Below are 24776 nucleotides of genomic sequence, written 5' to 3' on the forward strand. Positions count from 1 at the left end.
CCACACCCCTTTAACACCCCACCCACCCACCAATGAACACCAGGCACCCCCAAACAGGTACAGGCAACCCCAACGTCGGTAGGTATACGAAAGGCGCTCAGCAGTCCCTGACGGACCGCTGAGCGCCTTTCGCTGTCAGAATCGACTACTCGTCCTCGGACTCCAGCTCGTCGTCTAAGAACTCATCGTCGTCATCGGGGCCGGCACCAAGATCGCCGCCTTCGAGAATCTTCAGGGTGTCGGTGTCCGCCGTGATGATCAGGGCGGCCTCATCACGGCGATGCCGGAGCACGCTGTCCAGATAGGACTGCACTGCCTCAGCCAGAGGAATATTGCGGTCCTGCTTCTCTGACATGTACCACCGATGCTCCAGCACCTCGTGAACCACCTCGGCGGGCTCGAGCTTCCCACCCAGATCGCGCGGAATGGACCGGACGATGGGCTCGAAGACGTGGCTCACCCAGGCATGCGCGCTGATTTCCTCATCGAGGTCCGGGTTGTTGTCTGCCCGGTAGCTGTCCATATCATTGAGCAGGCGTCGGGCCTGGTTCTCCTGAGCGTCGATGCCGGTCAGGCGCAGGAGGCGGCGCTGGTGATGCCCGGCGTCGACGACTTTGGGCTGCAACTGAATGGTGGAGCCCTCCGGATTGGTCTTGATGGCGTATTCCTCGACATCGAAGCCCAGATCGTTGAGGCGCCTGATACGGGCGCCCACGCGCCAACGCTCACCTAGTTCGAAGGATTCTTTCTCGGTAAGCTCGGCCCACAGACCACGGTATGACTCCATGATGCGTTCGCTGGTGGCCACCGGATCGACTTCTTCATCGATCAACCCACCCTCAAGCAGGTCCATCAGCTCCCCGGCGATGTTCACCCGAGCGATCTCCAGATCATATTCGCGCTGGCCGGTGGACAGGTCCGGGTACAGCTCACCCGTCTCTGCGTCGACCAGGTAGGCGGCAAAGGCGCCGGCGTCGCGGCGGAACAGGGTATTGGACAGCGAGACATCTCCCCAGTAGAAACCGATCAGGTGCAAGCGCACCAGCAGCAGCGCCTGGGCATCAATCAGGCGGGTCAGGGTGTCTTTGCGCAGCATCTGCGAGAACAGCGCACGGTACGGCAACGAGAATTTCAGATGCCGGGTGACCAGCACCGGATCCAGCGGGGCGCCGTCGACCGTGGTGCGGCCCGTAATGACTGCGACCGGCTCCACGCACGGCACATCGAGGCGTTGCAGCTTGCGGAGCATGTGGTACTCGTGGCGTGCCACATGCTCGCTGGTCTCTTTGACGGCGATGACGGAGCCACCCATATGGGCGAAGCGCACCACGTGGCGGGAAATGCCCCGTGGCAGCGCGGCAAGGTACTCGCTGGGCCAGTCCTCCAGGCGCAGGTGCCAGGGCAGATCCAGCAGCTCGGGATCTGCGGAGGCAGCCGTAATGCTCAGTGAGCCCAGCACGGAGGGCGGGGGAGCCGTATCCCGCGGGGCACTCTCTCGTGGCAACTTGCCACGCTGTTCGAAGTCGGTTGGTTCGTCCAACCATTGGGCGCCGGTAGATTCGCTCATGATCCGTCCTGTGTAGAGCTCTGAAGGTGCTGGAAACAGCGATCGCCGGTCACCCCTGAGGGCAACCGGCGATCACCAGACAATGACTAGTCGCCCAGGCGGAGACCGGACGTCGCGTCAAACAGGTGGACGTGGCCGGTCTGCGGGCGGACGTAGATCTTGTCGCCCTTCAACGGGGGGCGGCGGCCGTCAACGCGCACCACGATGTCGCGGTCTGCGCCATCGATGGAGGTGTGGCCGTAAACGTAGGCGTCGGCACCGAGCTCTTCGACGACGTCTGCCTCGACCGAGAGACCTTCATCGGTGCCGACGATCTCCATGTCCTCCGGGCGAACACCCAGCGTGACGGTGGAACCGTGGGCAGCAGCGAGGACGTCGCGCGGCACAGGGTAGATAGCGCCACCGAACTTCACGCCGCCATCGACGACGGGCAGTTCCAGCAGGTTCATGGCGGGCGAGCCGATGAAGCCGGCAACGAAGACATTCTGCGGACGGTCGTAGAGGTTGCGCGGGGTGTCAACCTGCTGGAGCAGGCCGTCCTTGAGGACCGCAACGCGATCGCCCATGGTCATGGCCTCAACCTGGTCGTGCGTCACGTAGACGGTGGTGACGCCGAGGCGGCGGGTCAGCGAAGCGATCTGGGTGCGGGTCTGCACACGGAGCTTGGCGTCAAGGTTGGACAGCGGCTCATCCATGAGGAAGACCTGGGGATTACGCACGATGGCGCGGCCCATAGCAACACGCTGACGCTGACCACCGGAGAGTGCCTTCGGCTTGCGGTCCAGGTACTGCTCAAGGTCCAGAAGCTTGGCAGCTTCGCGCACGCGGGTGGCGCGCTCTTCCTTGGAAACGCCAGCGATCTTCAGGGCGAAGCCCATGTTGTCCGCGACGGTCATGTGCGGGTACAGCGCGTAGTTCTGGAAGACCATGGCGATGTCGCGGTCCTTCGGCGGAACGTCAGTGACGTCACGGTCGCCGATCAGGATGCGGCCGGCGTTGACGTCTTCCAGGCCTGCGAGCATCCGCAGCGAGGTGGACTTACCGCAGCCGGAGGGGCCAACGAGAACGAGGAATTCGCCATCGGCGATCTGAATGTTGAGCTTGTCAACAGCGGGCTTATCGGTGCCCGGGTACAAACGCGTAGCGTTGTCGAATGTAACTGTAGCCACAGTTTTCAATCCCTTCATCGGCAGGTACGTGCCGAACGATCCGTAGTGAATGGTGATTATTCAATTGGTGACCTGCCCCACAGGGGGCGTTGCCGGATGGCTTCAGGAAGCACATCAAGATCCATCATCTCATGGTCGTCAAGTGATTCTTCTCACAGAGGCTCATGTGACGACGCAGCAGGGCACAGACACCACCGCGCGAAAAGGTCAGATCAACTGCAGTTGATCGGCGACGATGGCGCCCCGGTGGATCACTGTCCGGTCAGCAGAGCGGTCCATCACGGCTGCGCTGACCGTATCGCCGGGCACCAGCAGAAGCTCTGCCGGGTCGCCGACCTCCAGACCTGGCCGGTCCGTCGTCGAGCGCAGTCGCGGGACGTCACGGTCCAGGATCGAGGCACCGCCGACGGTGGCCACCGCGAGGGCATGTTCGATGAGCGCATCCGGACGGAAGCCACTGACGAAAGACAGCTGCCAGGTGCGGTCCAGCATGTCGGCGTTGCCGTAGGGCGACCAGTAATCACGCTGGCCGTCCTCGCCGAGCCCGACCCGGACTCCGGCGGCCGCCAGTTCGGCCAGCGGCAGCTGGAAGCGCCCGCCGGGGGCGATGGTCGCCGTCGAAATGTCCAGCTCGGCCCAGGTCTCGATCAGCCTGCGGGTATGCGCTTCGCTGACGCCCCACAGGGGGTAGCCGTGCGAGATGGTGACCTGGCCCTGCATACCCAGTGCACGGGTGCGTTCCGCAATCAGCTCAGCACTGAAGTGGCCCAGCTCGCCCGGTTCGTGCAGATGGATGTCGATCGGCACCTGATATTTCTCCGCCAGAGAGAAGACGATGTCGAGGTGGCGCACCGGATCCCGATCCAGGGTGCAGGGGTCGATGCCGCCCATCACATCGGCGCCATTCCGCAGGGCCTCTTCCATGAGAGCGGCAGTCCCGTCTTCGAGTAGCAGCCCGGCCTGAGGGAAGGCGATGATCTTGACGTCGGCCTGATCACGATACGTCTCGCGGGCAGCCTGCACAGCCTCGAACCGCTCCAGCCCGCAGTCCAAATCCACCTGGGCGAAGCCACGCACCCGGGTGGTGCCGCGTTCGATCATCATCCGCAAGGTGGTGTGTGTGCGCTCGGTGATGGAGGCCTCGGCGTTGCGCCAGTTCTTGCGATCGTTCATCATCATGGCCCAGACACCCGGGGAACCGGTGTGTTCACGGAATGGCAGACCCAGCCGCGTGGAATCAAGATGAACGTGCACATCGGAGAACGAGGGGAGCAGGAGCCGTCCGCGTCCCTCCACCACTGTGGCTGCCTCGCGACGGACTGCAGGATCATGGGGGACGACTGATTCGATCTGGCCGTCGGTCAGGGTCACATCACTGACGTCACCGCCCCAGGGGCGGACCTGGCGCAGAACCGTGGGCATCATGCTTCGCTCCCCGGTTGTCCGGGCTCGGATTGTTCGCTCCGCACTCGTTGCAGCAGCTCCAGCACTGCGGGAAGTTCCTCCGGTGAAGGTATCCGGAATCCGGCCAGAGTCTCGCCTTCGCCCACTTTCAGCCCGATGTCGCCAGGGCCCAAAGCCGCGAAGCCATCCTCATCGGTCCGGTCGTCGCCGGCGAAAAATACTGCTGTGGCTCCGGTGTGGGCGCGTAGCACCTCCAGGCCCTCACCCTTGTCGGCGCGGACCACCGTGGTGTCCAGCACCTCTTTGCCATCCTGCACATACAGTGGGCCTCCGACCGAGGCTTCGGCCTCAGTGGCGGCGATCCGACCCTCCTGCAGTGCGCTCCGGCCGACCTCCGGGGTGGCCCCGCGGGTATGCAGCACGACGCCCGCAGTCTTAACCTCGACGACGCTCCCCGGATGCCGCGCTGCCACTTTCTGGAGCGCGGCGGTGACCGCCGCCAACAGGGCCTGCTGGCCGGCATCGAGGATCAGGGGCTGCGAATTCGGGCCCAGCCACTGCTCTGCTCCGTGGGAGCCGATCATCAGGGTGCGGGGTCCCGGGGAAGCCACCTCACGCAGGGAGGCCAGCGATCTGCCGGAAACCAGTGCCGTGGTGACGGAGGGCAGGGCAGCGAGGCGCTCCAGTGCTGCGGCGCTTGCCGGAAGCGCGCGGGCCTCGGCGGGATCGTTGACAAAAGGTGCCAGAGTGCCATCGAAGTCCAGGGCGACCAGCAGATGATCAGTGCTGCGCAGGCTCTCCAGTGCTGCGATCAGTGCGGAGTCGAGGTTCGCCTCATGGCGCGTCGTGTTCATGCCTGTTCCCTGAGCGCCTGAAGAAATTCCTGGGACCAGCGGAGCACATCGTGATCACGGAGCTGCCGACGCATGGCCCGCATCCGGCGGCTCGCCTGCGGCTTGTCGATATGGATGGCCTCCATGATGGCGTCTTTGAGCCCGTCGATATCGTGGGGATTCACCAGGATCGCCTGCTTCAGTTCATCGGCTGCGCCGGTGAACTCACTGAGCACCAGCGCGCCGTTGTTGTTGGCACGGGCGGCAACGTACTCCTTGGCCACCAGATTCATGCCGTCCCGCAAGGCGGTAACCAGCATGACATCGGCTGCCAGGTACAGGGCCACCATCTCCTCAATCGGATAGGTGTGGTGCAGATAGCGCACCGCAGTGTTCTCAATAGTGTCGAAACTGCCATTGATCCGGCCCACGATGCCTTCAATCTCGCCGCGGAGCTGCTGGTAGGTGGCCACCCGTTCGCGACTCGGGCTGGCGACCTGGATCAGGGTGACCCTGGCGACATCGAGCCTTCCCTCCTCCAGAAGTTCGCTGAACGCCTTGAGCCGGTGCCGGATGCCCTTGGTGTAGTCGAGCCGGTCCACCCCGAGCAGGACGACGTCCGGATCGCCAAGATCGTGACGGATCTGGCGGGCGCGGTCCTGGATCTCCGGGCGCACGGAAAGCTCCGTGATCTGTGCCAGATCGATGGAAATGGGGAAGGGGCGGGCGCCGATGACGCGACCCTGGTAGTCGACCCGATGAGTATGAGTGGGCGCCCCGACGAAGCGGCGCACGCTGCGCAGGAAGTTGCTGGTGTCGCTGGCACGCTGAAAACCGATCAGATCGGCACCCAGCAGACCTTCCAGAATGGCGCGTCGCCAGGGCAGCTGGGCAAAGATTTCCAGTGGTGGGAAGGGGATGTGGTTGAAGAACCCGATCCGCAGATCCGGGCGGAGCTCACGCAGCAGCTGGGGGACCAGCTGGAGTTGGTAGTCCTGCACCCAGACGGTGGCACCCGGCGCAGCATAACGGGCGGTGGCCTCCGCGAAACGGCGGTTCACCCGGCGGTACACATCCCACCAGGTGCGGTGGAACTCAGGCTGGGCAATCACATCGTGGTAGAGCGGCCACAGGGTTGCATTGGCGAAGCCCTCGTAATAAAGCTCAACCTCATCCGCGCTGAGCTCGATCGGAATCAGCTGCATGCCGTCATTGAGGAACGGTTCCACCTCCTCATCCGGGGCGCCATGCCAGCCCACCCAGGCGCCATCGGCATCGCTCATCAGAGGAGCCAGCGCTGTGACGAGGCCGCCGGGGGACCGACGCCAGCTGTCTGTTCCGTCCGGATTCTGTACCCGGTCCACGGGCAGGCGGTTGGCCACGACGAGAAAATCGAAGGTCGCGCTGGCCGGTTCAATGCTGTGAATCTGAGCAGCTTTCGGTGATGACACAATGTGCTCCCTGGGGTTGCCGATGTCTTCCCAGCCTAGTCAGTGTCACGCTCCCGTAGACTATTTGCTGACTGTCGTCACGATGGAACCTGTGTGAACATTGCGGCGATCAACCGACGTCCCCGACACTTTGAGGTACGGATGAGCCCCCAGAACCAGCCAAAGCAGACCAAAGCGGAGCGGACTGCTGCCGCGCGCGAGCAGGCACGCCTGATTCGCGAAGCAGAACAGAAGCGGCGTCAGCGCAATGCCTGGCTGATTCGTGGCGGGGTGGTGGTGGTCGCCGTGGCCATCATCGCGATCATCGCCGTGGTGGTGGTGAACGGCCTCAAGGCTGGTGCCCCGATTTCTGCCAGTGGTCCGGTGCCCGCCAACACCAATGCCTATGGCGGCGTGGTCGTCGGGAAGAACGGTGCCGTGCAGGCGCCCGTGGCAAGCGCCTCGGCTGTCGACAGGGGAACGCTACCGCCGGCACCGACTGTTCCGCCTACGGCAGTCTCCGATCTGTCCGGATTCGGGATTGCAGCCTCGGGTGCTGGCAAGCCTGTACAGGTAGTCGTGTACCTCGACTTCATCTGCCCAGTGTGCAAAGCCTTCGAAACTACCAATGCTTCGGTATTGAAGGACCTAGCCGATGCAGGCAAGATCACCTACGAATACAGACCGGCTGGCCTGCTTGACAATCACTCCACTACAAATTATTCGTCGAGGTCCGCAGCGGCGGCGGCCTGCGTTGCGAATTCGGCCCCTGACAAGTATTTGGATTTTGCGGCGAAGCTGTACGCGAACCAGCCGCCAGAAAATGGTGCTGGTTTGACGAATGACGTGTTGAAGCAGTATGCCAAGGACCTCGGTGCGAACATTGATAGCTGCGTGGACGACAAGACCTACCGCCCGTTGGCTGCATATATGACCCAGCAAGCCGCCGTTCACGGAATCTCAGGGACGCCATCGATCTTCGTTGACGGGCAGCAATTTCAGTGGAAGACGCCAGACCTCAGCGATTTCCAGCCCTTCGTCCAAGGCATCATCGACGCAAAGGCCAAGCCCGCCGGTTCGTAATGCAGAAATCGCAGGCGGCTGGGCACCCCAAACTGTCCAAGAACCAGCGGGTTGCTGCCGCCCGTGAGGCTGCACGGCAGGCGGAAGAAGCCGCGAAGCTCCGCCAGCGCCGCCACTCGTGGCTGCTGCGTGGCGGGGTGGTCGCGGCCGCCATCGTGGTGGCCGTGGTGATCGCGCTGGTGGTGGTGAACAGTCTGGCCAGCAACCCGCCGATCGCTGATCAGGGCCCTGCGCCAGCCCAGGCGAACGCCTACGGTGGCGTCGTGCTAGGGGCCGAGGGCGTCATCGTGCCGCCCGCGACGGGTGCTGGCACCATCGATAAATCCACGGTGGCCCCGCAGCCCAACCCGTTGCCCACCGAGATGACGGATCTGCCCGGCATCGGTATCACGCCGGCCGCCGCAGGGAAGCCTGTGCCGGTGGTGGTGTACCTGGATTTCATCTGTCCGTTCTGCAAGCAGTTTGAAGGTGCCAACGGAGCGTACCTGAAGAAGCTTCAGGAGGCGGGGACCATCACCGTGGAGTACAGGGTGGTCGGCGTGCTGGACAATATGTCGACAAGCCTGTACTCTTCCCGCGCTGCCGCGGCGGCCGCTTGCGTGCTGGATGCGGCTCCGCAGAAATACGACGCCTATTTCACCGCGCTCTTTGCCCAGCAGCCCGCAGAAGGATCCGGCGGCCTGAGCAGTGACCAGCTCAAAACGATGGCGCGCAATGCCGGCGTGAACGTGGACTCCTGCATCGACAACCGCACCTTCCGGCCGTGGGTGCAATGGGCGAATGCTCAGGCGCGGGCACATGGGATCAGCCTGACGCCGTCCGTGTTTGTGGATGGGAAGCAGATGCCCGCCACCAGCCAGGACTTTCAGGCCTTCGCCCAGCCGCTGATCGACGCGAAGGCTGCTGCGAAGTAGTGGAGGATTCCGGCATTCTGGCGCAGACCGTGCTGACGCTGCGTGCCGCCGGCTGCGTTTTTGCCGAGGAGGAAGCCGCGCTGTTGGTGTCTCAGGCTGACTCGGCGCAGGAACTCAGCGCAATGGTGGCGCGCCGCTGTGCGGGTCATCCGCTGGAGCACGTGCTCGGCTGGGCGGAGTTCTGCGGCCTCCGGGTGCTAGTGGATCCCGGGGTCTTTGTGCCGCGACGGCGCAGCGAGTTCCTGGTCTCCGTGGCGGCTGAGCTCTGCCGTCCAGGTGCACGCGTGATGGACCTGTGCTGCGGGACCGGTGCGCTGGGTCTGGCCCTGAGTCACCGGGTGGCCGGGGTGGACCTCTACGCTGCAGACCTCGACCCGGCGGCGGTAGCCTGTGCGCAGAGAAATCTTGGGCTGGCCCCCGTCTACGGCGGTGACCTGTTTGGGGAGGTGCCAGCCGGGTTACGGTTTGACCTGGTGTTGGCGAATGTTCCGTATGTGCCGACGTCGGAGGTGGAGTTCATGCCCGCCGAAGCGCGGTTGCATGAGGCGCGGATGGCGCTCGATGGCGGAGCAGAGGGTGTTGATCTGCAACGCAGGGCCACAGGGGAATCGCTGGCGCGTCTGCGTCCCGGTGGCTGTCTGCTGGTCGAGACCAGTGAGCGGCAGGAGCCGCTGACAGTGAGGGCCTTTGAAGAGGCAGGACTGGAGGTATCGGTGCACCGGGATGAGGAGCTGGACGCGACAGTGGTGGTGGGTGCGCGTGGCGGTGCTGTTGCTTCTGTGCGGCAGGGGCAGTTTCTGGGCTAAACTTGTGTGCGGTCCTTCGGGATACGCCTCCTTAGCTCAGTTGGCCAGAGCACCGCTCTTGTAAAGCGGGGGTCGTCAGTTCGAATCTGACAGGGGGCTCTTTATGTTTTTAACGGTGGTGTTAAGCCGTGCCGTAGTGCCGCGAGCGTCCGTGGGCGTCAAGGTCTTAAGCACTTAGATGTTGACTGCGGACTCTGTGAGGCGGAATTCCGGGGATCTGGGGTGAGTGGCTGTCGGTAAGTGCTTAAAACCTTGACAGACAGGTCTTTGACAGACAGGTGGGTCGATGACGCATCCCAACTCTGTCTGGTGGCCCAGCGACCCGCCGGGGGACAGCGCCTCCCGTTACCGTCGCTCGGAGGTGAGCGCCGTCATCGGCCGCGGTGAAGGCGTCTGGGAACGGGCTGCGGAAGGCGTTCTACACTGGCAGGTCAAGACCAGGAGTGGTTTCACGGTCAACACCACAGGCCCGGTGGCCTGCGGGCAACGGCTCACCGTAACGGCTCGGTTCCCTGGCGTCATCGTTCGCGAGCCGGTGGAGGTTGTTGCCGTTGTGCATGAACCGGACCGCGTGGGCTTCGCCTACCGCACACTGCCCGGGCACCCGGTCAGCGGTGAGGAGGCCTTCATCGTGCATCGGCGCGGCGCCGAGGTGCTGCTCACCATCCGTTCGCTGACCCGGGCATCCACAGCGCAACCCTGGCGGGCCCTCTTCCCAGTGCTCCTGCTGCTTCAACGCCTGATTCGTCGCCGCTATCTGCGCGCGCTGCGGTAAACAGCGGCAACCACTCCGCCGACCCATCCAGTGCCCGGACTGGCCGATGACGCTTCAACCATCGCAGGAGGACGAGGGCGCCTGCCAGGGCCAGGGAATTGACGGCCCAGGCGAGCCATGCCTGAACGCTCAGTAGCCCGGCCAGAAGCGGAGCGGCCAGTTGGGCGGCGGTGAAGGCATAAAGTAGGCGAAGTACTGACCTTTGCGTTCAGCCGGTGCGATGGCGGCAAGGATGGCTGAGAGCCCGGGGGCGCGCAGGCTCTCGTGAACGTAGATCGGCATCGCGACCATAAAAAGATCGACGCTGAGCATGATCAGGAACGTGACGGTGATCAAGGCAAAGTGGGGGCGGTCCCTGAAAACTCGCTTGGCTGGGGCAGCAGGTACGGCCGATTCCTTGGGCGATCCGGGGGACGGGCGGACCCGAAAGATCAGTATCACCGCCGCTACGAGGAAGGTGAACACGTTGATGCCGGCGATGCGATGCCGCGAGGGTCTGTGGGCGTCAAGGTTTTAAGCACATAGATGTTGACTGCGGACTCTGTGAGGCAGAATTCCGCGGATCTGCTGGGAGTGGCTGTCCGTAAGTGCTTAAAACTTTGACAGACAGGCGTGCCCGTGGACGTATAACAACAACCTGGCCGCCCTCGCAGCGATGACTTCTCGTGGGAATAGATGCAAACGCATCTAAGTTAGAGTAGATCGAAAGCGTCATCCGGATCGGATGGCGTTCCTATGAGGGAGTGAGCATCGTGCAGTTTGGTATTTTCTCAGTCAGCGACGTGACCCGTGACCCGGTCTCCGGTCAGACGCCCAGCGAGGCGGAGCGGATCGAGGCCATCGTCACTATCGCCAAGCATGCCGAAGAGGTCGGCCTGGACGTCTTCGCCGTCGGCGAGCACCACAACCCGCCGTTCTTCTCCTCCGCGCCCAGCACCCTGCTGGCACACATCGCTGCGCTGACCGAGCGGCTGATCGTGACGACGTCGACCACGTTGATCACCACTAACGACCCGGTGCACATCGCTGAGGAATACGCGATGCTCCAGCACTTGTCCAAGGGACGGATGGACCTGATGCTGGGCCGTGGCAACACCGGCCCGGTCTACCCCTGGTTCGGCAAGGACATCCGGGAGAGCCTGCCGATGGCGCTGGAGAACTACAACCTGCTGCACCGACTCTGGCGCGAGGACGTGGTGGATTTTGAGGGCAAGTTCCGTACGCCCCTGCAGGGCTTCACCGCCACCCCGCGCCCGCTCGATGACGTCCCGCCGTTCGTCTGGCACGGCTCCATCCGCACCCCGGAGATCGCTGAGCAGGCCGCGTTCTACGGCGATGGCTTCTTTGCGAACAACATCTTCTGGCCCACCGGACACTACAAGCGCCTCATCGACTTCTACCGCCAGCGCTTTGAGCACTACGGTCACGGCACCGCCAGGGAAGCGATGGTCGGCCTGGGCGGTCAGATCTATCTCGCGAAGAATTCCCAGGACGCCAAGCGTGAATTCCGGCCCTATTTCGATGTGGCTCCGGTCTACGGCCACGGACCGTCGCTGGAAGAATTCAGCGAAATGACGCCGCTGACCGTGGGCAGCCCGCAGGAGGTCATCGAGAAGACCCTGAGCTTCCGCGACTGGGCGGGCGACTACCAGCGTCAGCTGTTCCTGATTGACCATGCGGGCCTGCCCCTGGCCACCGTACTCAAGCAACTCGACATCCTGGGTGAAGAAGTTCTGCCGGTGCTGCGCGCCGAGACGGCGAAACTCAAGGACCCCGCAGCCCCTGAGGCGCCCACGCACGCCAGCCTGGTGGCTGCCAAATACGGCGATGCCGCCCCACGGCAGCCTCGCCCGAATGCCAACCGCGGCGACAACGTCACCGGGTCCTCGCCGTATCAGGACTCCGAGACGGCCACCGACGTCACCTATCCGGCACTCTAGAGAGGAGTTCTGCGATGACTTTTTCAGACCACTCTACGGACGCAGACCGTAGGCCCTTCCGCCTGGCGGTGGTGAACGCAGGCGTCAGCGACCCCTCGTCCACCCGGATGCTGGCCGACCGTGTCGCAGCCCGTGTGGAGGCCATGGCCACCGAATCCGGACATCCCGTCACGGTGTCTTTCATCGATCTGCGCGAGTTGCTCCCGGAGCTCTCCGGTGCGCTCGCCTCGGGGTTGCTCGGCCCGCGCTTCCACCAGGCCATCGAGGAGCTCGGCGCCGCCGACGGCATCATCGCGAGCGCACCCGTCTACAAGGCCGGGCCCAGCGGGCTGTTCACCTCCTTCTTCCAGGTGCTCGACAATGATCTGCTGATCGCCAAACCGGTGGTCCTCGCCGCAACGGCGGGCACCGCGCGCCATGCACTGGTGGTGGATGAACAGATGCGTTCGCTCTTCGCCTACCTGCGCACGATGACGGTGCCGACCTCCCTGTTTGCCTCCACGGAGGACTGGCAGGACAAGGCGCTGGCCAAGCGAATCGACCGGGCTGCCCGCGAGCTGTTCTTGCTGATGGAGAGCGGCTTTGAGCAGAAGGTCAAGGATGAGAGCTGGAACCACTACCAGCACGAGTTCGGCAGCGCCGGTGGCCAGGAATTCGGCATCGACCTCAACTCGGATCTGATGCGCCTGGCCACCGGAGGTACCGCACTGAGCTGAATGCTCAGTGCGCCTGGGACCGTACGGCCGCACCCATCCGGGTGATGGCCTGCACCATGACCGGGCCTGGCATGGCGAAAGTGAAGCGGGCGAATCCGGTGCCGACCTGGCCACAAAGGGCACCATCGGTGCAGGCCACCTGGGCGTGTTCCAGGAAGAACCCGGCAGGATTCGGCGCCAGGCCCAGCTCGCGGCAATCCAGCCAGGCCAGATAGGTGCCCTGCGGAAGGTCGTAGTGCACCCCAGGGAGATGCTCATCGATCAACTCCGCGAGCAGCCGACGGTTGCCGTCCAGGTACTCCCGCACACCGTCCAGCCATGGCTCGCCCTCGGTGAAGGCCGCGGTATTGGCCACGACGCCGAGGTTACTGGCACCGTGCTCAGCGATCATGCCGACCTGGTCCCAGCGGGCCAGATCCGCCTCATTGGACAGAATGATCTGGGCACATTTCAGACCCGGCAGATTCCAGGCCTTGGACGCGGAGACCGAGGTCACGGTGTGGCCCGCGGTGACCTCCGAGATCGACGCGTAGGGCACATGGTGGGCCCCGGGATAGACCAGTGGTGCATGAATCTCATCGGCAAATACGCGCACCTGGTGCCGGTCCACCAGCTCCGCCAGCCGGGTCATCTCCTCACGGCTGTACACCTTGCCGATCGGATTGTGCGGGTTGCAGAAAATGATCATGCCGCCGCCATCGGCACACGCCGCATCGAGGCCGTCGTAGTCCATGGTCCACTGACCATCCTGATGCAGCATCGGGACCTCGATGATCCTGCGGCCCAGCATGGCGGGGATAGTCAGGAAGGGCATATAGGCCGGGGTAGGGAGCACGATGGCGGAGCCTGGCTCGGTGAAATGCTCGATGGTCATCTCGAGGCCTTTGAGCACATCCGGAAGCGGGCGGATGTTCGCGACCGGTAGCTCCCAGCCATAGTGCGCGGACTGCCAGTCGGCGCAGGCCTGGGACATGGCTGCCCCCAGTGCGGGGGGCAGGTAGCCGAACAAACCCTTGGCCACCGCAGATTCGATGGCGTCATGAATGGGCGGAGCGACGCCGAAGTCCATTTCCGCCACAAAGGCGCCCGTCGCTTCCGGGAAGGAGGACCATTTCAGCCCGCCGATGCTACGCAGATCCTGCTCCGTGATGGAGTCGTAGGCTCGCGGTGACGTCATCATGAGCTCCTTGACGTAGATCCAGGCTGCCGGAATCCGGCCAGCTCAGGGCGGTTCTGCCCACGTACACTGAACGCACCGCGTTCCAACCCTATGCGACCGCTCACCGGACCCACCAGTAGGTCGCGAGGGGCACTACGCAGCAACCCACTACGAGGAGTTCACCACCCGTGCGGAACCAACGGCGAAATCAGGCGGCGCTGATCTGTGCCCAGCTCTTCTCCGGAGTGGGCATCGCCTCCGGAGTGGCGGTGGGCGGCCTGATTGCCGAGCAGGTCGCCGGCTCGACGGCGGCAGCCGGTTTCGGGCAGACGGCCTCCGTGCTGGGCGCCGGGCTGGTGGCCTTGCCGCTGGCCCGACTTGCCGCAGCCAGAGGACGCCGCTTCTCGCTGACCCTGGGCTTTTCGCTAGCGGCCGCGGGTGCCGTCATCGTGCTGTTGGCAGTGGCCAGCACTCAGTTCTGGCTGCTGCTGATCGGCATGATGTGTTTCGGTTCCGCCACCGCCACCGGCCTGCAATCCCGCTACGCGGCCACCGAGCTGGTGGATCCGAGTCGGCAGGCGCGCGCCATGTCCATTGTGGTGTGGGCGACGACGCTCGGCTCGGTGGCGGGGCCGAATCTGTCTGAGCCGGGGAGTCGGCTGGGCGCGGCGCTGGGCCTCAATGCCTTGTCCGGGCCGTATCTGTTCTCCATCGTGGCGTTCATCTGTTCCGCGCTGGTGGTCTCGACCCTGCGGATCGGCACGATGCCGGCCTCGGCCGGTGATGCCGCGGCCGACGAGGGGCCGTCCGACGTCCCTGCGAGCAAGCCCCTGAGCGCTCTGGCCTCGTTGCGGATGGCAGCCGGGAACCGCAGCGCACTCTTTGCCATGATCGCCATTGTGGCGGGCCAGATGATGATGACCTGCGTCATGGTGATGACCCCGGTGCATATGAACCACGACGGAATGTCGCTGGAACTGGTCGGGGTGGTGCTGAGCGCGCATATTCTGGGCATGTACGCGCTCAGCCCGGTCTTCGGTTGGCTGGCGGACAAACTGGGGGCCAGGATCGTCGTCATGCTCGGGGCGGCGCTCTTCGTCACCGCCTTCGCCTTCGGCGCTTTTGATGCCACGGCGGAACACTCACAGATGCTGCGGATCACCGTGGCACTGGTGCTGCTGGGGCTGGGCTGGTCCGCCTGTCTGATCGGCGGCTCAACGCTACTGACCGAATCCGTCCGGGGCAGTGCCCGTCTTACCCTGCAGGGATCGGTGGATGCCCTGATGAATCTGGGCGCTGCCGCGCTGGCTGCCCTGGCCGGGCCGGTACTGGCGTGGGGCGGTTTCCTGGCGATCAATGTTCTGGCAGCCTGCGTCCTGGTGCCGCTGCTCGTCGCGGGCGTCCGGGCCTTCCAGGAGCCTGTTCTGGCCCACGTGCCGTCAGATCATGCGACATAGGAGCCCGCTAACCCACCTGATCTGATGGCGAGTGATGGATTTGGCGCACTGCGGGCACGAGTACGCTGAGACCATGAACAGCAAAGACATCCATCTGCAGATCGAAGACCTCGTTGAACGCGAGCACGCCTTGCGTGAAGAGAGCTCTCCCGAGAATGCCAGCGAACGCGCCGCCCAGCTGAAGGACCTGGAAGTCCAACTGGACCGTTGCTGGGACCTGCTCCGCCAGCGCCGTGCCCGGATTCATGCGGGGGAGAACCCGGCGGAGGCTCATGTGCGTTCGGCTGCCGAGGTCGAAGGCTACCGCCAGTAAGGCTGCTGGCCTACGACGGACTCGGCTCAGGCCACGTGGAGTTGGGTGAGCAGCTGGGACGCTGTGCGGACCAGCTGCTCATCGGTCACGAAGTAGCCGGGTCCGTCGGTATCGTCCGCCACTCCGAGAGACACGGTGTTCCGCGCCACCTCTTCGCCGGCGCGCTTGGCGGAGAAGTGCACGGCGTCGACGCCCACAGCCAGGAGGTCATCGATGCTCTCCAGCGTGACACCGCCACCAGCCATGATCTGGACTCCGGTCTGCGCGGCGGTCAGCGCGGACAACACAGACAGCCCATCACCGGCGCGCTCGGCCTGACCGGAGGTCAGCAGGCGGGTGCAACCCAGCTCGGCGATGACGGCCAGAGCGGCCAGCGGATCCGGCGTCTGATCGAAGGCCCGGTGGAAGGTCACCTCCACCTCCGGGTTGATCGAGCGTGCGACTGAAATCAGTCGGGCGGTGCCTTCGTGATCAATCGCACCACTGGCATCCAGCAGGCCCACGACGACGCCCGCTACGCCCTGGCGCACGATCGAGGCCGTTTCCAGCTCCGCGATGGCGAGCATATCGGCATCGTAGACAAAGTCACCGGGGCGCGGACGGATCAGCGCGTGTACTCCGATGGTGGCGGCCTCCAGAACGGATTCCACCAGGCCGTACGATGGCGTCAGCCCGCCGAGTTCCAGGCCGACGCAGAGTTCCACCCGGTTGGCCCCGCCGTTCTGAGCGGCGCGCACGCCCTGTACGCCGGTGACTGCGATCTCCAAGTTCATGGAAGAACTCTATCCCCAGCAGCTCCCCGGACTCGCAAGCTCATCCGGGGCCCCTCGCTGCCGGGGCCCCACCCACGCCCTCCCGAAGCTCGTACCTCGCTCCGGGTCCCTCGGCCGCGGGGCCCCAGGGCTCAGCGGTTGCGGCGGGCCAGTTTCTGCAGTTTTTTGACCACGCGGAACGCCCGGTAGGCCAGCGGCCTGACCGGCAGGCTGAACTCGCCGATCAGCTGCACCACCGTGCCACCGAAGCCCTTCTTGAACTCGTAGCCCCCGTGGCCGGCATCGTCGTCGCCCTCAATACCGAAGGTCCCGTAGAAGTTGTACCGGCGGTATCCCTCCTCGAGGGCCTCCACCAGCATGTGCCAGTAGAGCGCGGTGGCGCCGTTGAAATAGACGTATTCGGCGCGGGAACCACCGATGACGCAGACCACCTCGGAGCCGAACCGGGTGAAGTAGATGGCTGCCAGCGTCACCACCGGCCTCTCGGGGCGCAGAGAATCCGTGTCTGCCAGCGCCCGCTCGTAGCTCTCCACCACCTCGTCAACGACCTTGAGTCGATTGATCTTCTTCTTGGAGCCAGTGGCCGCGATCTCCTCGCGCAGGCCCTGAGCAACGGTACGCTCAGCCTCCAGTGCCGCCTGGGTATCGCGGCGGAAGGCCTCCAGATCGATTTTGGCCATCATCATCCTGGCGAATCCGGGCCGGGTGGTGGTCATCAGCTCGCGGTAGTAGTCCAGTGGCCGGTTGGTGAAGCCCTTCTCATCCCCGGCGTTCTCGATGGTGTCGAAGAACTCCTGCAGCGTATCCTCGGTGGCCTCCTCGATGAAGACCCCATTCTTCTCCGCCTTGCGGACCGCCTTGCGCGTGCGGTAACTGACGCCCATCAGCATCTCATCGGCATTCGCAATGCCCTCCAGATCCTTGACGAACATCCAGTTGATATTGGCGAAGTCCATCCCGAAGCCATGGTGGCGGTAGCCCAACTCCGCCAGTCGCGGGATCAGGGAGGAGTTGTCCTCCACCTCGGGGTGTTCCACGCCATCGGCGTCCCGGTGGACATACGGCAGGTAGGGGGAGATCACCAGTTCATGGACGCCGCGCCCGGCCAGGTACGCCGTGGCCTCTGTGGTGAAAAACTCCAGCAACTCCTGGTCCGCATAGTCCAGTAGCGGCCCCTTCTGGCAGGCCGCCACCGTGTAGCCACCCCGGCCGCAATTCAGCGTCACTTTCCCGGCCGCTACCAGCTCAGAACCGCGGCGGACGCCCAGCAACTCCACCGGGATCCGGCGGTTGCGCTGGGAGAGTGCAAGGTCCAGCGACTGAATGAAGTTGTTCAGCGGGTGGGTCCGCGAGAAGTCGTCGAACTCGGCGTCGCCGAGGGTGACGAAACTCAATTGCTGCTCACTGCTGAGAACTGGCATGCGATTCCTTCTTGGTACCATGAGTAGTCTCTTCAGTGTATCGGCACTAATAGTTGGCGCAGAATATCGGCAGGGAAATTACCCCGGCACCCAGACAGTGAATGATCGGAGTGGCTAGGCCATGGAATTTGTTCAACTGACCGATAAGGAATTCGATGAATTCGTGGAAAGTCAGCAGACAGGCAGCTTCTTGCAGTCCTCCGCCATGGGCCGCCGCCGCACCACTTCAGGCTGGAGCACACATCGGGTGGGCGTTAAAGATGATGGAACGGTCCGCGCCGCAGCCCTGCTGAATTCCCGGGTGGTTTTTGCCGGATATTCCGATGTTGAGTGCCTGCAGGGTCCTGTGATGGATTACAACAACCCGGAACTGGTTCGTTTCTTTTGTGCGGAGTTAGTGAAATACCTCACGCTCAACAAAGCGCTGAGTTTTGTTTTCAATCCGAAGGTTCTGGCGAATCATCGCGATGCCGACGCGAACATTGTGGACGACGGGTACTCCGGTGAGGGCACCGTCCGGCTACTCGAATCCCTGGGCTTCCGGCACCTGGACAATGCCGAGGTGGACGCGAACCCGCTCTACCTACGCTGGTACTTTGCCAAGGATCTGAGTGGGATTGACGATGCCGAGCAGCTGATGGCGAGCTTCGACCAGCAGGCCGTCCGCTCGGTGCGTAAAAACCTCAAGACCGGCATCGAGGTGGCAGCCCTGGCTGAGGATGAGCTCGACGAGTTCTTCGCCGTCATGCGTCACACCGGCGAGCGCCGCGGCTTCGACTACCGCGATGAGGATTACTACCGGACGCTGGCCCGGTTCTTCGGTCCGGAGCACATCACCTTCCTGGCAGCGCGGCTGGATGTTCCGCGGTATGAGAAGGACGTTCAGCGTCAGGCGGACGCTGATACCGCCGCGTTGGCCAAAGCGCAGGCAGCACTGAATGCTGCTGATGATGCCCTGGCAGAGAGTGCACACAAAAAACTGGTCAATAAACTTTCCGCCGCTCAGCAGGCCTGGGACAGCTCGCAGTCGAAGCTGGCTGAGCTGGACCGGCTGCGCGAAGACGGCCCGCGGGCCGTGCTGGCCGCCGCGGTGTTCATCACCTTCGCGGGGGAGACGGTGTTCCTGGCAGGCGGCTCCTATGACCACTACTCGCAGTTCTACGCCAGCTATGCCCTGCACTGGGAAGCCATGCAGCACGCCCTGAGCCGTGGCGTGAAGCGCTACAACTTCTACGGTACCAAGGGTGATTTCAGCGGCAACCCGGACCAACAGGGTGTCTATCGCTTCAAACGCGGCTTCGGCGGCGTGGTGGAGGAACAGATCGGCTACTTCGTATTCACCCCACGCCCGATGGCGGCCCGGGTACGGTCCGCGGTCAGCGCGGGGTTGGCTGCGGGCCGGGGGCTGGCCCGGAAGCTGCTGCGCAGATGAGCGGCCGGGGGTGATTAATCAGCCATGACGGAGCACACGGGAGGTCCATTCCCTGAAGGCTCGGCGCCGCGCCGCGGATTGCGGCGTCTGGTGCGCAGTGAGTTGCCGCCCACGGAGCCGATGCGTCTGGTGGACCGTCTGGCGGGCAGTCCCTATGCCAACCCGACTATCCAGGTCGGCGGCCCGGACGCCTCGGCCCGGCGCGCCATCGATTTCGCCCTCCGCCTCGCGGAAACGCTTTTCCGCTTCGGTGCCGGGGCACTGGAGGTGGAGACCAGCGTCATCGCCGTCACTGCGGCCTTTGGCCTGCGCTCGGTGGAAGTGGATGTGACCAACCAGTCGGTCAGCATCAACCACGCGCCGAAGAACGCGACGCCGATCTCGGTGCTGCGGGTGGTGCGCTCCTCCTCCACCAATTACGCGGGGCTGGTGGAGCTTCACCGGCTGGTCACTCAGATCGCTACCGCCTCCGTGACCCTTCCGGAGGCGGAGCGGCGGCTCCAGCAACTGCTGATCCGGCCCAAGCCCTACCCGCGCTGGCTCGTCCAGGCGGCCCGCGCGGTCTTCGCTGGCTGCATCGTGACCCTGCTGGGTGGCGGACCGTGGGGTGCGCTGATCGCCGCAGGAACGGCCGTGGCACTCGGCTTCGTGGACCGCGCCTGCAAACGCTGGCGGGTGCCCGAGTTCTTCACCACCGCCTTCGCCGCTGCTCTGGTGACCGGCATCGCGCTCTTCTTCCTCTGGCTGCAGGTCCCGGTGCCGCCCGGCACGGTGATCACCGGCGGAATTCTGCTTCTGCTGCCCACGGCGCGGCTGGTTTCCGCCGTGCAGGACGGCATCAACGGCTTCCCGGTCACCGCCGCCGGGCGATTCCTGACCGCGTTCCTGACCTTCACGGCGCTGGTGGCCGGCATCGGGGTGGCCACCGCATTCGGTGTGCAGTGGGGTGTGGGGAAGGACACGGTGAGTCAGTTCACCGGAGTGGTTCCGCCGATTCCGGTCGTCCTGCTGCTGGTGGCCGGGGCGACGGTACTGGCGGCGGTGACCGAGCAGACGCTGCCCCGGTTGCTCCTGCCGACCGCCTGCTGCGGGCTGGCGGGCTATGCGGTGTTCCTGCTCATGCTGGCCGTGGGGGTAGGGCCGCGGCTGGCGCCGGCCATCGCGGCCACGGCGGTGGGCGTCATCGTCCGACTGGTGTCCCTGCGCCTGGGCGCACCACCACTGGTCATGACGGTGCCCTCGATCCTGTTCCTGCTGACCGGGCTCTCGATTTTCCGGGCCATGTTCGCCGTGACTGTGGCTCCGGACGCGCCGCTCGATGGCGTGGTGGGCTTGTTCAATGCGCTGGTCGTGGTGCTGGGGGTGGCGGCTGGCGTGGTGCTCGGGGACACCCTGGCCCGACCGATCCGATGGCGGCCCCGGCGACGGATCTGACGGCTTATTTGAGCAGTCGGGACATCCGGCGGTCCGCCAGAAGCTTCCCGCCGGTCTGACAGGTGGGGCAGTACTGCAGCGATCTATCCGCGAAGGAGACCTCCCGGACGGTGTCTCCGCAGACTGGGCAGGCCTCCCCGGTGCGGGCGTGCACGCGCATCCCGGAACGCTTGGCATCCTTCAATTCGGAGGCGGGTTTTCCACTGGCGCCGGCAATCGCCTCCGCCAGTACCGAGCCGATGCAGTCGAAGAGGGTCTGAAGCTGCTCCTCGGAGAGCCCATTGCTGGGAGCGAAGGGCGATAGCCGGGCCGCATGCAGAATCTCGTCGCTGTAGGCATTGCCGATGCCGGCGATGAGCCGTTGGTCTCGCAGAACCCCTTTGACCTGGGCGCGCCGGGTGCCCAGGATGCCGCGCAGTAGGTCCAGGGTGAAACTGGGCGAGAGCGGGTCCGGACCCAGAGTGGCCACGCCTGGAATGTCCTGAGGCGAGCGGACCACATAGATCGCCAGACTCCTCCGGGTCCCGGCTTCGGTCAGGTCCAGCGTGGCCGCCTCGAAGCGCAGCCGGGCGGTGAGATAGCCACCGGGTTTGAGTGGACTGGCGCTCTGGCCGCTATTGTCCTCGAGTCTGAACTTCACCCAGCCAGCCTTGGCCAGATGGAACACCACGTGCAGGCCGACGTCATCCGTCGGGGACGCTCCGAGCACCAGATCCACAAACTTTCCGGCCCGGCGCACCGCCTGAACCGGGCGGCTCTGCGCATCCTGCGGTGCTGGCTGCGCCGTTTTGAGCGCGGTGAAGGAGCTGATCTGCAGGCTGGTCAGCAACTGACCGCGCAACTGCTCCTGAAGAAAACTGCTCAGGCCGACCAATTCGGGAAGTTCTGGCATGGATTCATTCTGCCTCGAATTCGGTGCATCGAGTGCTGCGTTGTGTGCCGGTTTTCCGCGATTTTCGGTACACAACGCAGCACTCGATGACTAGATTTTCCTAGATTTTCCCTACGGGGTCCTTTTTCTCGGCCTGGAAGCGATCCTCGGTGCGACCGTACGCCCAGTACCCGGAGATCGACACCTCTGATCGCTGCAGTCCGCGCGCAGAGAAGAGGACGTCCCGAAGCGCCTTGACCGACTCGCGCTCGCCGTGGACGAAGGCGTGTACCCGCCCCTCGGGCCACTGAGCCTCGGATACTGCGCGGGCCAGGACACGTGAGGTGGCGGGGCTTCCCTCCCGGTGCAGCCACTGGACCCGAACCCCGGTGGGGTGGCTTAGCTCGATCTGGCCAGCGGCATCGTCCGTTTCCAGGAAGGCGAGGCCTTGCGCATCCTCCGGAAGGGCTTCCAGCGCGGCGGCGATGGCGGGCAGTGCCGATTCATCCCCGGCAAACAGGTGCCAGTCGGCACTGGTGTCAGGGGAGTAGGCGCCGCCGGGGCCGGTGGCCTGGACCAGATCACCGGGTTGTGCGTGGGCCGCCCAGGGGCCGGCAAGTCCCTCGTCACCGTGCACGACGAAGTCGATGCTCAGCTCCCGAGCCTCCAGATCCACCCGCCGCACTGTATAGGTGCGGGTGACCGGCCACTGTTCGCGCGGCAGCACCTCCCGGGCGGTGAGCAGATCCATTCCCTTGGGGTAGTCGACGCCGGGCGCGGGGAACAGGATCTTCACGTAGCTGTCGGTGAAGGCATTCGGCACGAAGGCCGCAAAGCCCGGACCACCCAGGACAAGACGCACCAGATGCGGGCTCAGCGTCTGCGTGCGCAGTACCTCGAGGGTGAGCTCCGGGCGCTTTTTGGCTGGTGTACTGGCGGCTGGTGTACTTCCAGCTGATGTACTGGCGGCGGCAGGGGGCAAATCAGACATGTAGCTCCTTAGGGTGACCTAACCACTCTAGACCGTCGATGGCCGGAGCCTGTTGTCAGCTACCGGTCCTCAGCTACCGGTCCTCAGCTGACGGTCTTCAACTTACGGTCCAGTCAATCGGCGTCGCCCCCTGGCGTTCCAGCAGGGCATTGACCGCGCTGAACGGCCGGGAGCCGAAGAACCCGCGGGAGGCGGAGAGCGGACTGGGATGCGCCGAGCTGACGGTCGGTGCGCCCTCCAGCAGGGGCAGTACGGAGCGTGCATCGTTCCCCCAGAGGACGGCGACGAGGGGAACCCGGCCACCATCCGGGCGTCGGCGGCTCACGATGGCGCGGATAGCGGCTTCGGTGACCTGTTCCCAGCCCTTGCCCCGATGGGATGCCGGTGAGCCGGGGCGCACCGAGAGCACCCTGTTGAGCAGCAGCACGCCCTGACGTGACCAACTGCTCAGATCCCCATGCTCGGCGGGAGGCAGGCTCAGATCGTCCTGCAATTCCCGGTAGATATTGCTCAGGCTGCGTGGCAGCGGTCGGACATCGCGCTCCACCGAAAAGGACAGACCCACCGGGTGGCCGAAGGTGGGGTAGGGGTCCTGGCCGACGACGAGAACCCGCACCTGATTCAGCGGCTGGGCGAAAGCGCGCAGCACCTGGCGTGGGGCGGGGAGGAAGCCCGGGCCGCCGCCGTGTGCCTGGGCTGCCTCGAATTCACTCTGAAGAAAGCCGCCGAGGGACTTCAGCTGCTCCTCCACAGGGGCCAGTGCCCTGGCCCAGTCGGGACTGAGCAGGCGCAGTGGATCGGTCTGCAGGAGGGCCAGCGCTTCCCGGTTGCTGGGCGCGTGGTTGCTGGGCGCATAGTCGCTGGGCGCCGGCTCGCTGGAAACCGGGGCATCTGGCGAAGTGGCGTCTGGTGAAGTCTGAGGCACGGGCCCATTCTGGCATGCGCGCCCCGGGCCCAGAGGCGGACGGGGGCAAATGACAATGGTGTGATTCGCTTCTATGATGGAGGCACGCATCGAGAAAAAACGCTGGAGGAAGCCCATGAGTGCCCCGTTGACCCTGGCTGAGCTCGACGCGAGCCTGCCCCAGGGTCAGACCGTCCTCAGCGAGCGGGATCAACGTATTCTGGCCCTCGAACGGCACTGGTGGAAGTACGCCGGGGCCAAGGAGCAGGCGATTCGCGATCTCTTCGATCTGACGACCACGCATTATTATCAGATTCTCAATACGCTGATCGACACCGAGGATGCCCTGGCCTACGATCCGATGCTGGTCAAGAGATTGCGTAGACTACGTACAACGCGCCAGCGAGCCAGGACGGCTCGACGCCTGGGTAGCTGAACTCCGGGCGGGACAACTGGCGTGTTCTGCCAGTTGCGGAATCAGCCAGGTGAGGATCTTGCCGGTTGAGAAGGCTGCTGACTGAGACATCGCCCAGTTGAGGAACCGAAGGACGCCCTAGCCGATGAGCACCTACCCGAGGGATGAGTTTGACAACATCCCTGAATCCTCCTCCCGACAGGGCGTCCATCGAACGGCAGGAGCGCCCGCGGGCCGTGGGCTCGGGCCACTTATTGCCTTTGCTGTGGTGGCGTTGGTCATCGGCCTCGCGGCCTTCCTGATCCTGCCGAAGCTCTTCACCACTCCCAGCCCGACTCCGGTGGCCAACTCGGCGGCACAGCATTCGAGCTCCAGCCCGGCATCGACCTCCACGCAGGCGCCGAGCACCTCCAGCGCCCCGGCACCTGCGTCGTCGACGGCTCCGGCAGCTCCCACCACTCAGGCTCCGGTGGCGGATAAGAAGATTCCGGTGGGCGTGTTCAACGCCTCCGGTGTCACCGGGCTGGCGAACAAGGTGTCCACCCAGTTGAAGTCACTGGGCTGGACGGTCTCCCAGGCTGGTAACTGGAGCGGCGCGGCGCAGTCCACCTCGGCGGTGTACTACCAGAGCGCCGCTCAGCAGGCCACGGCAGAGGCGGTGGCCAAGGATCTGGGGATCGCCAAGGTGGTTCAGGCCACCGATGCCGCGCTGCCGCTGATGGTGGTCCTGGGTCCGGGAGCCCAGTAAGAGGTAGTCCTGCTCACGGGGAAGGCCCCGGAACTCTGCTCGACATCGAGCAGAGTTCCGGGGCCTTCCCCGTGTTCGATGAGGTGCAGTACACCCGTGGAATCAGTCTTTGAGCGGGACGCCGTTGACGTCCGTCTTGAACCCATCCACGCCGCACAGGATCAGGATGCCTTCAATGAATCCCCACAGGCCGGCGATGCCGAAGGTGACAATGCTCAGAA

At 64.6% G+C, this 24776-nt stretch carries 24 protein-coding genes and 1 tRNA gene; 13 read left to right on the forward strand and 12 right to left on the reverse strand.

The genetic code is table 11. The features are described 5' to 3' along the window. Positions 1-145: 145 nt before the first annotated feature. The 5 genes from QQM37_RS12950 to QQM37_RS12970 form a co-directional block, all read right to left on the reverse strand. Positions 146-1567, reverse strand: a complete 1422-nt coding sequence (locus QQM37_RS12950; protein ID WP_285728032.1) for a DUF4032 domain-containing protein — start codon at positions 1565-1567, stop codon at positions 146-148. An 86-nt stretch (positions 1568-1653) separates the two neighbouring features. Next, positions 1654-2736 carry an ABC transporter ATP-binding protein gene (locus tag QQM37_RS12955; RefSeq protein ID WP_285728033.1) on the reverse strand — a complete coding sequence of 361 codons (1083 nt, stop codon included), beginning with the start codon at positions 2734-2736 and terminating at the stop codon, positions 1654-1656. 207 nt (positions 2737-2943) lie between these two features. Next, entirely contained in the window at positions 2944-4158 is a 1215-nt protein-coding gene (locus QQM37_RS12960; protein ID WP_285728053.1) for an amidohydrolase family protein, read from the reverse strand. Then, complete coding sequence (gene otsB, locus QQM37_RS12965; RefSeq protein ID WP_285728034.1) at positions 4158-4994, reverse strand: trehalose-phosphatase; 837 nt, start codon at positions 4992-4994, stop codon at positions 4158-4160. The genes QQM37_RS12960 and otsB overlap by 1 nt, the downstream gene beginning before the upstream one ends. Further along, a complete protein-coding gene (locus tag QQM37_RS12970) occupies positions 4991-6427 on the reverse strand; it encodes an alpha,alpha-trehalose-phosphate synthase (UDP-forming) (protein WP_420030171.1) in 1437 nt (478 codons plus the stop codon). The genes otsB and QQM37_RS12970 overlap by 4 nt, the downstream gene beginning before the upstream one ends. A 138-nt stretch (positions 6428-6565) precedes the next feature. Here QQM37_RS12970 and QQM37_RS12975 point away from each other — a divergent pair, with 138 nt between their 5' ends. From QQM37_RS12975 to QQM37_RS12995, 5 genes are all read left to right on the forward strand, one after another. Then, entirely contained in the window at positions 6566-7486 is a 921-nt protein-coding gene (locus QQM37_RS12975; protein WP_285728036.1) for a DsbA family protein, read from the forward strand. Further along, complete coding sequence (locus QQM37_RS12980) at positions 7486-8400, forward strand: DsbA family protein (protein ID WP_285728037.1); 915 nt, start codon at positions 7486-7488, stop codon at positions 8398-8400. Before QQM37_RS12975 ends, QQM37_RS12980 begins: the two co-directional genes overlap by 1 nt. Further along, positions 8400-9206, forward strand: coding sequence for a putative protein N(5)-glutamine methyltransferase (locus QQM37_RS12985; RefSeq protein WP_285728038.1), 807 nt, complete (start codon positions 8400-8402; stop codon positions 9204-9206). The genes QQM37_RS12980 and QQM37_RS12985 overlap by 1 nt, the downstream gene beginning before the upstream one ends. A gap of 25 nt (positions 9207-9231) precedes the next feature. Further along, positions 9232-9305: transfer RNA gene (locus QQM37_RS12990), tRNA-Thr, on the forward strand. Between the two features lie 187 nt (positions 9306-9492). Beyond that, positions 9493-9981: a DUF1990 family protein gene (locus tag QQM37_RS12995; RefSeq protein WP_285728039.1), complete on the forward strand. Its 489-nt coding sequence runs from the start codon at positions 9493-9495 to the stop codon at positions 9979-9981. A 129-nt stretch (positions 9982-10110) separates the two neighbouring features. Here QQM37_RS12995 and QQM37_RS13000 read toward each other — a convergent pair whose 3' ends face one another. After that, entirely contained in the window at positions 10111-10422 is a 312-nt protein-coding gene (locus QQM37_RS13000) for an MFS transporter (protein ID WP_285728040.1), read from the reverse strand. A gap of 311 nt (positions 10423-10733) precedes the next feature. On the opposite strand from QQM37_RS13000, the gene QQM37_RS13005 reads away from it, so the two are divergent. Then, positions 10734-11921 (forward strand): LLM class flavin-dependent oxidoreductase, encoded by a 1188-nt coding sequence (locus QQM37_RS13005; RefSeq protein WP_285728054.1) that lies wholly within the window; start codon positions 10734-10736, stop codon positions 11919-11921. 14 nt (positions 11922-11935) lie between these two features. Then, positions 11936-12637 carry a CE1759 family FMN reductase gene (locus QQM37_RS13010; protein ID WP_285728041.1) on the forward strand — a complete coding sequence of 234 codons (702 nt, stop codon included), beginning with the start codon at positions 11936-11938 and terminating at the stop codon, positions 12635-12637. Positions 12638-12641: 4 nt separating this feature from the next. On the opposite strand, the gene QQM37_RS13015 is transcribed toward QQM37_RS13010, so the two are convergent. Beyond that, entirely contained in the window at positions 12642-13814 is a 1173-nt protein-coding gene (locus QQM37_RS13015) for a MalY/PatB family protein (protein WP_285728042.1), read from the reverse strand. A 170-nt stretch (positions 13815-13984) separates the two neighbouring features. Between QQM37_RS13015 and QQM37_RS13020 the strand changes: the two genes are divergently transcribed. Together QQM37_RS13020 and QQM37_RS13025 are read left to right on the forward strand one after the other, a co-directional pair. Continuing rightward, positions 13985-15253 (forward strand): MFS transporter, encoded by a 1269-nt coding sequence (locus QQM37_RS13020; RefSeq protein ID WP_285728043.1) that lies wholly within the window; start codon positions 13985-13987, stop codon positions 15251-15253. Between the two features lie 73 nt (positions 15254-15326). After that, positions 15327-15566 (forward strand): DUF2630 family protein, encoded by a 240-nt coding sequence (locus QQM37_RS13025; RefSeq protein ID WP_285728044.1) that lies wholly within the window; start codon positions 15327-15329, stop codon positions 15564-15566. Positions 15567-15592: 26 nt separating this feature from the next. Here the strand turns inward: QQM37_RS13025 and QQM37_RS13030 are convergent, their stop codons facing one another. Further along, the gene (locus QQM37_RS13030) at positions 15593-16339 is read right to left on the reverse strand and encodes a copper homeostasis protein CutC (RefSeq protein ID WP_285728045.1); all 747 of its coding nucleotides are present in this window, start codon (positions 16337-16339) and stop codon (positions 15593-15595) included. Between the two features lie 131 nt (positions 16340-16470). Next, positions 16471-17760 carry a peptidoglycan bridge formation glycyltransferase FemA/FemB family protein gene (locus QQM37_RS13035; protein WP_285728046.1) on the reverse strand — a complete coding sequence of 430 codons (1290 nt, stop codon included), beginning with the start codon at positions 17758-17760 and terminating at the stop codon, positions 16471-16473. 121 nt (positions 17761-17881) lie between these two features. Here QQM37_RS13035 and QQM37_RS13040 point away from each other — a divergent pair, with 121 nt between their 5' ends. Together QQM37_RS13040 and QQM37_RS13045 are read left to right on the forward strand one after the other, a co-directional pair. Then, entirely contained in the window at positions 17882-19192 is a 1311-nt protein-coding gene (locus QQM37_RS13040) for a peptidoglycan bridge formation glycyltransferase FemA/FemB family protein (RefSeq protein WP_285728047.1), read from the forward strand. A 24-nt stretch (positions 19193-19216) separates the two neighbouring features. Further along, entirely contained in the window at positions 19217-20626 is a 1410-nt protein-coding gene (locus QQM37_RS13045; protein WP_285728048.1) for a threonine/serine exporter family protein, read from the forward strand. Positions 20627-20630: 4 nt separating this feature from the next. On the opposite strand, the gene QQM37_RS13050 is transcribed toward QQM37_RS13045, so the two are convergent. From QQM37_RS13050 to QQM37_RS13060, 3 genes are all read right to left on the reverse strand, one after another. Further along, a complete protein-coding gene (locus QQM37_RS13050) occupies positions 20631-21518 on the reverse strand; it encodes an Fpg/Nei family DNA glycosylase (protein ID WP_285728049.1) in 888 nt (295 codons plus the stop codon). 100 nt (positions 21519-21618) lie between these two features. Then, positions 21619-22488: a siderophore-interacting protein gene (locus QQM37_RS13055; protein ID WP_285728050.1), complete on the reverse strand. Its 870-nt coding sequence runs from the start codon at positions 22486-22488 to the stop codon at positions 21619-21621. A 97-nt stretch (positions 22489-22585) separates the two neighbouring features. Further along, positions 22586-23413 (reverse strand): uracil-DNA glycosylase, encoded by an 828-nt coding sequence (locus QQM37_RS13060; protein WP_420030170.1) that lies wholly within the window; start codon positions 23411-23413, stop codon positions 22586-22588. 115 nt (positions 23414-23528) lie between these two features. Between QQM37_RS13060 and QQM37_RS13065 the strand changes: the two genes are divergently transcribed. Both QQM37_RS13065 and QQM37_RS13070 read left to right on the forward strand, forming a co-directional pair. Continuing rightward, positions 23529-23828 (forward strand): DUF3263 domain-containing protein, encoded by a 300-nt coding sequence (locus QQM37_RS13065; protein WP_285728051.1) that lies wholly within the window; start codon positions 23529-23531, stop codon positions 23826-23828. 124 nt (positions 23829-23952) lie between these two features. Then, positions 23953-24555: a LytR C-terminal domain-containing protein gene (locus tag QQM37_RS13070; protein WP_285728052.1), complete on the forward strand. Its 603-nt coding sequence runs from the start codon at positions 23953-23955 to the stop codon at positions 24553-24555. Positions 24556-24776 lie beyond the last annotated feature (221 nt).

Origin of the sequence: Psychromicrobium xiongbiense, assembly GCF_030271165.1 — a bacterium.
Classification (GTDB): domain Bacteria; phylum Actinomycetota; class Actinomycetes; order Actinomycetales; family Micrococcaceae; genus Renibacterium; species Renibacterium xiongbiense.